The organism is Holdemania sp. 1001095H_141210_F2 (assembly GCF_015558105.1).
GTDB lineage: Bacteria > Bacillota_I > Bacilli_A > Erysipelotrichales > Erysipelotrichaceae > Holdemania.
The window spans coordinates 1-5,580 of the sequence record NZ_JADNPO010000053.1; the positions used below are offsets into that span (position 1 = coordinate 1).

Annotated in this window: 6 protein-coding genes; 4 read left to right on the forward strand and 2 right to left on the reverse strand. The window is 53.8% G+C overall.

The features are described from left to right. Positions 1-93: 93 nt before the first annotated feature. Positions 94-876: a hypothetical protein gene (locus I2G61_RS16135; RefSeq protein WP_195395695.1), complete on the forward strand. Its 783-nt coding sequence runs from the start codon at positions 94-96 to the stop codon at positions 874-876. On the opposite strand, the gene I2G61_RS16140 is transcribed toward I2G61_RS16135, so the two are convergent. Both I2G61_RS16140 and I2G61_RS16145 read right to left on the reverse strand, forming a co-directional pair. Then, a complete protein-coding gene (locus I2G61_RS16140; RefSeq protein WP_195395694.1) occupies positions 859-1,023 on the reverse strand; it encodes a hypothetical protein in 165 nt (54 codons plus the stop codon). The two genes, I2G61_RS16135 and I2G61_RS16140, sit on opposite strands and share 18 nt — an antisense overlap. Positions 1,024-1,142: 119 nt before the next feature. Continuing rightward, the gene (locus I2G61_RS16145) at positions 1,143-3,029 is read right to left on the reverse strand and encodes a transglycosylase domain-containing protein (RefSeq protein ID WP_072683142.1); all 1,887 of its coding nucleotides are present in this window, start codon (positions 3,027-3,029) and stop codon (positions 1,143-1,145) included. Positions 3,030-3,147: 118 nt separating this feature from the next. Between I2G61_RS16145 and I2G61_RS16150 the strand changes: the two genes are divergently transcribed. From I2G61_RS16150 to rpoE, 3 genes are all read left to right on the forward strand, one after another. Then, complete coding sequence (locus I2G61_RS16150; RefSeq protein ID WP_072683143.1) at positions 3,148-3,540, forward strand: DUF1934 domain-containing protein; 393 nt, start codon at positions 3,148-3,150, stop codon at positions 3,538-3,540. Continuing rightward, positions 3,537-5,183, forward strand: a complete 1,647-nt coding sequence (argS, locus tag I2G61_RS16155; RefSeq protein WP_072683144.1) for an arginine--tRNA ligase — start codon at positions 3,537-3,539, stop codon at positions 5,181-5,183. Before I2G61_RS16150 ends, argS begins: the two co-directional genes overlap by 4 nt. Positions 5,184-5,215: 32 nt before the next feature. Further along, a partial coding sequence (rpoE, locus tag I2G61_RS16160) for a DNA-directed RNA polymerase subunit delta (RefSeq protein WP_229100792.1) occupies positions 5,216-5,580 on the forward strand: 365 nt, incomplete at its 3' end.

The window sequence follows — 5,580 nt, forward strand, 5'->3', positions numbered from 1 at the left end:
GAAAAGCCCTGTTTCCAGAAAAATTCCGGACTTACAGGGCTGTCAGGGAAAGTCTGATTTAATTGACAGATGTGAAAAAAGGGGGAGTTTTCAATGCGGTGGAAATGGTTGACGGAAAAAGAATACCGGAGCGAGGCCGGGCAGCGGCGGGTGAACGATCCCCGTTTTCTGGATCCAACGTTTCCCGCTTCATTTCGCCGGTGCTTTCAGGTAAAAGAGGGAAATCTGGACGTCGTCGGCGTTATCAGCAAGGTTGAAAAACAGCTGATCGTGGGCGGCATTCTCGATGAAAATCCCGATGCACTGCGGCTGAGCCTTCGTTTTCATCATCGCCTGATGTGGCTGTGGGGCTTTCACAGCGGCTGGATCGGGGTTCCTTGCGGATCACTTTCAGGGCTGGCTGTCTCTGACGGCGGCTTTTTTCAGGAAGGCAATCCTGTTGGAAAAAGGAAAAAGTCCGGCCGATGCAGGGAGGGCGCATGCCGGATTGAATGGGAGAAGGATGAGGAAAGAACGGGCGTGGGCGTGCTGCGGTGTCAGATCGATCCCCAGCTTCAGATCCATCGGCTCGAAGCCCGGATTCTGACTTATAAGCAAGCCGAAGTCGCCCGGCGTGGGGAAGCCATCGCCCAGATTCATCATTGGAATCAGCTGGCGAACAAGGCCGGGACTCCGATCGACGCCGGCGGCCTGCGATTTGTCTGGATCGGCGAGGAAGCCTGGATCAGCGCCCAACTCCCTAGCGCATATTGCGCGGATTACGAATACCTGCGCGATCAGCTGGCAAAGCAGCTGACACAGTGGGGAAAGGTCTTGCGGCCGGACCCGGAAGTCGAGTGGATTCCATGCCGCCGCCGTTTATTCATGCCGGTATAACAGAAAGGCGAGCAGCGTCATCTGACAGGTTAAACATGCCATGCCTGCGCTGTGATTCGCCCACAACAGCGCGGGCCAGTTCATCGCTGCCCAAAGTCCAAAAAGTGTCAGAATGCCGGCCAGGCCGGTACATAGCCCTCGGATCATCGCAATTCCTCCTGCCCCAGACTATGTTGCAGAAAAACGGAAGGTTCCAGAAATCGCCTTCCTTTTTTTCGTTAACAATCATTTCAGAAATAACCCGTCCAGGAAAGACGGCGTTCCGCTTACGGATCAGTGCGGCGGAACCAGTAGAGCGAACCGGCAGAGCTGGACTGTCCGCTGATCGGATCCACGCGCCGTTCCTCCAGCGCGGGGCTGAGCGTGTACCAGGGGCCGGGGGAATCCTGGGGATAAACGGTGTTGAAGATCTGCTTCCAGATCTGTTTCGGCACCCGCCGTTCCTCGTTGGTTTCCAGTTTCTCATTTTCATCATAACCGCTCCACAGCACGACGGTCATCTGCGGATTATACCCGGCGATCAGGCTGTCCCAGTCGCTGGATCCGGACTTTGCGGCCGTCGTTGTATAGGGCTCGTAGCCCAACAGGGAAGGCGTCATCACCTGCAGATTTTTGATATCGAACGGCGCCCGCAGCAGCTGGGAAAGCATCAGCGTTTCATCGCGGTGCAGCAGCTGTTTTGGATTTTCCTGGCGTTGGTAGAGGATGTTGCCGGCGTTATCGGTGACTAACCGGATCATCGACGGCTCGTCCACCAATCCCTCGGAAGCGAACGTGTTGTAAATCTTCGCCAGGTCGATCAGCGGGAAATGCGTCGCGCCCAAAGCCATCGCGGCCGTGGCTTCCTCAGATTCGATGCCGAAGGCGGCCAGACCGTCCGCCAACAGATCCATGCCCAGAAACAAATGCGTTTTCACGGCGTAGATATTATCCGACACGCCGATCGCATTGATCATCGAGATTTCCTTTTCCGGATAGACATTGCGGTAATTGGTCGGGGCATAAAACACACTTTGGGAGATCTGAAACTGGGTCGCGGTGGAAAGAAAGGTCGAGGAGGGAGACAACCCCTGCTGCAGGGCGATGTAGTAAAGCAGCGGCTTGATCGTCGAGCCGACCTGCCGGGTGGAATATAGCGCGCGGTTGTATTGGGAGGTCGTGTAGTCCCGGCCGCCGACCATCGCCAGAACGTTGAAGGTAAACGGCTCCAGAATTAATCCGGCGATCTGTTGATCGGTATCGGGCATGTGATCGTCGACGGCGTCCTGTAAAATCGTCTGCATCTGCGGATCCAGATAGGTATAGACGTTCAGCCCCTTTTCCAGCGTTTCCTGATCGAGGAAGCCCATCTCTTTCAGCTGCGTCAGCACGGCGTCCTTATAATACCCGCTGGAGCCCATGATTTTCTGGGTGGAAAAGTCCGCCAGCAGCACCGGCTGCGCTTTTGCGCTGTCGGCTTCGCTTTGGGAAAGCTTGTCGTTGTCAACCATCGCCTGCAAGACGACGGCCTGCCGTGAACGGGCGTTGTCCATCGAAATAAAAGGGGAGAATAAGGAAGGCCCGTTGGGAATTCCCGCCAGCATCGCCATTTCGCCTAAGGTGCAGTCGTCCAGCTCTTTGCCGAAGAAAAACGCGGCGGCCTTCTGGATGCCGTAGACGCCATGCCCGTAATAGATGGTGTTCAGATAGGTTTCGAGAATCTGATCCTTGGAGAAATGCATCTCCAGCTTCGCGGCATACACCGCTTCCTGAAACTTTCGCGACCAGGTTTGATCGAGCGTCAGAAACAGGTTGCGCGCCAGCTGCTGGGTGATCGTCGAACCACCTTCCACGATATCGCCGTTTTCAGCGTTGACCAGCACCGCTTTGGCGATTCGGATCGGATCCAACCCGTAATGGTGATAAAAACGCCGGTCCTCAATCGAGATCACCGCGTCGATCATCGTCTGCGGGACGTCCTCCAAATTTATCCATTCGCTGTTTTTCTGGTAGGTCGATTCATAAATTAAACCGCCCTGGTTATTATAAAGACGGATCCGGCTGTCCTGTCCCAGCAGCGGGACATACGATAAATAAGCGTAGCCGTAGAAGCCCAAAAGTGCCAGTAATCCGCATAACGTCAGGACGCATCCGGCTGTGATCAGTTTTTTCATCGTCCATCACCTCGCAGGTTTATTGTGGCCCGTAGAAAGAATTTTAAACTTATTGAAATTGACTATTGACAACTATTCAACAACCGTTATAATCATAGGGAATAAAGGAAAAAGAAACATGATTTCAAAACCTAAACAAGTTCGAGTCGTACGAACAGATCTGAACACTGGCCGGGCGGAATGCCTGTGCGAATGTGCCTGCGAGGTCGTCGGCGGGAATCAGCTTTTCTACACCGAAGAACCTTCGGGCTGTCCGGTCCGGGTTGAAATACAAAGTCAAAGCATAACGATCCAACGCAAGGGTGAAGCCGTATCCACGATGTTTCTGGTGCTTCATCAACGGTCCGTATCCCGTATTCAAACGGAGTTCGGTGTTTTTGAAATCGGCAATCTTACGACCCTTCTGGAACAAACGGAGGACTGTTGGCGCGTCGCGTATGAAATCGGCGAAGCGGGACAGCCGTCCGACCGCTTCCAGATCGAATGGTTTTTTAAGGAGGCAGAAGCGTGAATCAAATTGAAACAAACCTCAAAACCTGCATCATAAACGCGGTGAAACAGGCTTTTGATCTGGATTGGGAGAGCGGCGACGTCGTCATCGAAATCCCGAAGGAAAAGATCCACGGCGATTACTCGACGAATGCGGCGATGCGGCTGACAAAGCAGCTGCGGCAGAATCCGCGGATGATCGCGCAGCAGCTGATCGATCATCTGGATCTGAAGCAGGGCTCGATTGCCAAATGTGAAATCGCGGGTCCGGGCTTCATCAATTTCTTTATGGAGAGCGCAAGTCTGGCGTCGGTGATCGGCGTCGTGCTGCAGGAAAATGAAAACTACGGACGTTCCGACGCGGGCCAGGGACTGAAGGTGGACGTCGAATATGTTTCGGCCAATCCGACCGGTGATCTGCATCCGGGCCATGCCCGGGGCGCGGCGATGGGCGATTCCGTCACGCGGCTGATGAAATTTGCGGGCTATGACGTGACGCGTGAATACTATGTGAATGACGCGGGCAATCAGATCCGCAACATGGCGCTGTCGCTGCAGGCACGTTATCTGCAGGCGTGCGGGATGGAGGCGGAGGTGCCGGAAGACGGTTACCACGGCCCGGACCTGATTAAAATCGCGCAGGATCTCAAACAGGAATACGGCGAAGAGCTGGCGCATAAGGATAAAGCAGAAACTTATTCCTTTTTCCGCCAATACGGACTGCAGGCCGAGCTGGCGAAGCTGAAAGCCGATCTGGCGGCCTTCGGCGTTGAGTTTGACGTCTGGACCAGTGAACAGAGCATTTATGACCGCGGTATGGTGGACAAAGCGCTGAACACGCTGAAAGCTCAGGGCATGACGTATGAAAGCGAAGGCGCTCTGTGGCTGCGCACAACCGATTTCGGCGACGATAAGGACCGCGTGCTCGTCAAGAGCGACGGCAGCTATACGTATCTGACGCCGGATATCGCGTACCATGTCGACAAGTTTGACCGTGGCTATGATAAGCTGATCGATTTCTTCGGTGCCGATCATCATGGCTACATTGCCCGGCTGAAGGCGGCGGTGCAGTCGCTGGGCAAAAATAAAGACGATCTGGAAGTGGACATCATCCAGATGGCCCGGATGGTGAAAGACGGCGAAGAGTTTAAGATGTCCAAGCGGACCGGCAAAGCCGTTGCTTTAAAAGATCTGGTGGAGGAAGCGGGCGTCGATGCCGTCCGGTACTTCTTCGTTTCCCGGGCTGCGGATACGCACATGGATTTCGATATCGACATGGCGAAGAAGCAGACCAACGAAAACCCGGTCTACTATGCTCAATACGCTCACGCGCGGATGTGTTCGATTCTGCGTTCGGGAGCGGACATCGCGCTTGCGGATCATTACGAACTGATCACGCACGAAAAGGAACTCGATCTGCTTAAGCACATCAACGAGTTCGCATCCACGGTCGCGGATGCCGCCAAAACCCGCCAGCCGCACAAAATGTGCAATTATATCACCCGTTTGGCGCAGCTGTTCCACACGTTCTATGCCGATTGCAAAGTTCTGGATCGGACGAACCTGGAATTAAGCGCCCAACGTCTGGCGTTGGTGAAGGCTTCTGAAATAACTCTGCGCAACGCACTGACCTTGATCGGCGTCAGCGCACCGGAAAAAATGTAAGAAAGGACTGTTTCAAAGTGTCAAATCGTTCAATGACTGATGTTGCTTATCAACTGTTAAGCAAAAAGAAAAACAGCGTCACCTTCAACAAGCTGTGGGATGAGGTTTCTCAAATCATGGGTTATTCCGAAAATGTGGCTGAACGGAAAATCGCCTCGTTCTACACGTCGATGATGCTGGACAACCGTTTTACGTCCCTGGGCAACAACAAGTGGGATCTGCGGTCACGGCATACGTATAACGAAACGCACTTTGATACCAGTGCGATCGTCCTGGAGGACGACAATATCGACGAGCTGGACGAACTGGACAGCTTCGAGGAAGACGCGGAAGTCGAAAAAGTGGCTCTTTCAAAAATAGTGTTGGTGAGAGAAAAACCGAAACAAGAAAGACGCAG